This window comes from Pseudanabaena biceps PCC 7429, assembly GCF_000332215.1.
GTDB classification, from domain to species: Bacteria; Cyanobacteriota; Cyanobacteriia; order Pseudanabaenales; family Pseudanabaenaceae; genus Pseudanabaena; species Pseudanabaena biceps.
Genome location: NZ_ALWB01000359.1, coordinates 1 through 3035, shown reverse-complemented (window position 1 = coordinate 3035; position 3035 = coordinate 1). Strand labels below are relative to the sequence as shown.

The window sequence follows — 3035 nt, the reverse complement described above, 5'->3', positions numbered from 1 at the left end:
ACCATCTTTGGGGCTTTATACCAATTCACGAAAGTGTGACAACATTTTTGTGAATTAAAAACTAAACCTAGTAAGGGTTTTCAAAGCTCAAAATGGCTACGCCATTTTGAGCTTTGGTATAAGATGAATTGGGGCATGGCTTGACTAAGTGCCATTAATCATTCTTTTAATCATTCTTTGAAAAGGAATTAAGATGCAGCCTATGGATCGTCGATCGCTAAAAGTTTTCAGTGGTATGGCTTTGCTTACAAGCTTAGTGGGTATCTATGCGCTCGCTAATCCTGAGATGTTTGTCCATGCGCTCCCCTGCCTTGGAAGTTGTGAGGCAAAATCAGCCAATGAATTGCTTAACAAAGATCGTGCAATTACTAATTTCATCAATCTAAAAAAAATTGATAAAAAAGCGATCGCGATCGTGGTAGAAAAATCAAAATACAAGCTAACTGTTTACTACCAAAAAAAGCCCATTAAAGCCTATGCGATCGTGCTTGGAGGCAACCCCAAGGATGACAAGGTGAAACAAGGGGATAAACGCACACCAGAGGGGATGTTTCAGGTAAAAGATCTCTACTATCATTCGGAATGGTCAAAATTTATTTTGTTGGACTATCCCACCCCTGATTCTTGGCGCAAGTTTTCCTTGGCTAAGGCTAGAGGTGAAGTGAAAGTCTACGATGATATTGGGGGAGAGATTGGTATTCATGGAGTGGAGAAAGGACAGGATTGGTTGATTGATCGCAGGATTAACTGGACTCTGGGTTGTATTTCCCTCAAAAATAAAGATGTCGATGAAATTTATCCCTTGTTGCAACGCGGTACGGCGATCGAAATTTTGCATTAAAGCCTTACTGTTTTGCACCTGCTTGCTTTAGCAGCTTGACCACCGCAAGATGCTTGTTCAATGTCGCAATCTCCAAGGGTGTTTTTCTGCTGCCATAAGCCTTAGCGTTAATATCTGCCCCATACTCTATTAAAAGACTGACAATTGCGGTATATCCCGTGCTCGCGGCACTATAGATTGGGGTTGCACCCACTGCATAGTGGTTAGGGTCTGCGCCCGCCTGTAACAAGATTTTAACTACATCGGCATGATTTTTCTCTATTGCTATATCTAGAGCTGCAACTCCCTCGTCAGGAGCATCGTTAACTTTGGCTCCTTTAGAAAGAAAGAGCTTTATCATTTCGATATGATGCTCTTCCACTGCCGCCATAAGCGGAGTGAGATAATAATAATTACGCTCAAAAGGATCTCGACCATTAATATCTGCATTGTGCTCTAGTAAAAGCTGGACAATGTCGAGATAACTTTTGCTAGAGGCGATTACTAAAACGGTTGCACCATATTTATCTTTGGCATTGGGATTAGCTCCACGCAATAAAGCTACTTTTGCTGAAGCAAGATCCCCTGACATCACTGCTCTTAGCAAAGTCGCATTTTGAAAAGCGAGCCATGGATTACTTAGTTTTGCTAGTTTGAATGATGGTGAAGGGGAAAATGAATTAGTTGGGATTGATTGCGGTGAAGCATCAGAGATTTGGATCGACATGATTGCGGCGATCGCTAGTCCCGCAACCAAGGCAAAATTTAACTTGACACCAGTGCTTGTATTCATCAGAACATCTCCAAACACAGCTCCAAACATGGTAGTTTAACACTTGACAAAAATCTTGTTTTTTCTGCTTCTGTATTAAGCAAAGTCAGATAAGTAGCTGGGCATAATTAAAACCCAGAATCAAGCCCTGTAGCGATTGCTGCACTTGCGCTACGGGTTTCGGGAGTTTATATTTAATTGCACTTAGCTACTTAGAGAATTCAATTTGTATATTTCAATTTCAAAAGTGACTCTACTATAGCTGTCATCAAAGGTACTAGGACATAAAACCCAAGAATTGATTGACGGCGCTCCGCACCGTCAATCAATTCTTGGATTTGTCCCAAGTCAAGTGACTATAGCCATATAAAGTCAAACTTAATAAAGTTAAACTTAGCCCTCATAAACAAATCAGAAACCCGCATCAAAATTGTTATGAATGTAAATAGCCCCACCTTAGCCATTCAACAAGTAACTCGCCGCTTTGGGGGCTTAGTGGCGGTGAACGAAGTGTCCTTTGATGTGCGGGAGCATGAAATCTTTGGTGTAATTGGTCCTAATGGGGCGGGTAAGACAACCCTATTTAATACAATTACAGGATTAATTGCGCCGACTAGTGGCAAGGTTCGTTACGATGGGCAAGAACTTACCAATCTCCGTCCTCACCAGATTGCCAAATTTGGGATTGCTCGAACCTTTCAGAATATTCGTCTATTTGGTGAGCTTTCAGCCTTAGAGAATGTAGCGATCGCGCGTCATCTCAGCAGCGGTACTACGGGTATATTTAAGGGGATTCTGGGGTTGTCCCCAACGCAAAGGGAAGAGCGCCAAACCTATGATCGCGCCCTAGAATTATTGGAGCTAGTGGGACTAAGCGATCGCACTGATTTTAAAGCCAAAAATTTCTCCTATGGCGATCAGCGTCGTCTTGAGATCGCTCGCGCCCTCGCCCTCGAACCCAAATTATTATTGCTAGACGAACCCGCCGCAGGGATGAACCCCAAAGAGAAAGGAGAATTGAGTGATTTTATTCGCAGTCTGCGCGATCGCTTTGAATTAACCATTTTACTGATCGAGCATCATGTACCGCTGGTGATGGGGCTATGCGATCGCATTGCGGTTTTGGATTTTGGACAATTAATTGCAATCGGGCAACCTGAAGTGGTCAAAAATGATCCCGCTGTAATCGAGGCTTATTTAGGGGATGAAGGTTGACATCCACCCCGCACTAAAGTGACGGGGATTTCTAAGACTCACGACTTAGGTTTCTGCTTCATAGCACCAGCCTTCCGAGATTTACTCTCCTCAGGGCTTACAGTCGCTCCACAGACATTAACCGCAAGCCATGCGGCAAGAATATTTTTAGCAGCATTCACATCTCTATCGTGATGTGTACTGCACTTAGGACAATCCCGATGATTTATGTCCTCATCTATCCTCGGG

4 protein-coding genes are annotated in these 3035 nt (G+C 43.1%); 2 read left to right on the top strand and 2 right to left on the bottom strand.

The genetic code is table 11. The features are described 5' to 3' along the window. Nucleotides 1-202 precede the first annotated feature (202 nt). Nucleotides 203-841 (top strand): L,D-transpeptidase family protein, encoded by a 639-nt coding sequence (locus PSE7429_RS22270; RefSeq protein WP_202950488.1) that lies wholly within the window; start codon nt 203-205, stop codon nt 839-841. Between the two features lie 4 nt (nt 842-845). Here PSE7429_RS22270 and PSE7429_RS22265 read toward each other — a convergent pair whose 3' ends face one another. Beyond that, nucleotides 846-1613 carry an ankyrin repeat domain-containing protein gene (locus PSE7429_RS22265; protein WP_158467665.1) on the bottom strand — a complete coding sequence of 256 codons (768 nt, stop codon included), beginning with the start codon at nt 1611-1613 and terminating at the stop codon, nt 846-848. A gap of 414 nt (nt 1614-2027) precedes the next feature. Between PSE7429_RS22265 and PSE7429_RS22260 the strand changes: the two genes are divergently transcribed. Beyond that, complete coding sequence (locus PSE7429_RS22260; protein WP_009629646.1) at nt 2028-2807, top strand: ABC transporter ATP-binding protein; 780 nt, start codon at nt 2028-2030, stop codon at nt 2805-2807. A gap of 38 nt (nt 2808-2845) precedes the next feature. Here the strand turns inward: PSE7429_RS22260 and PSE7429_RS22255 are convergent. Further along, a partial coding sequence (locus tag PSE7429_RS22255) for a zinc ribbon domain-containing protein (protein ID WP_040690298.1) occupies nt 2846-3035 on the bottom strand: 190 nt, incomplete at its 5' end.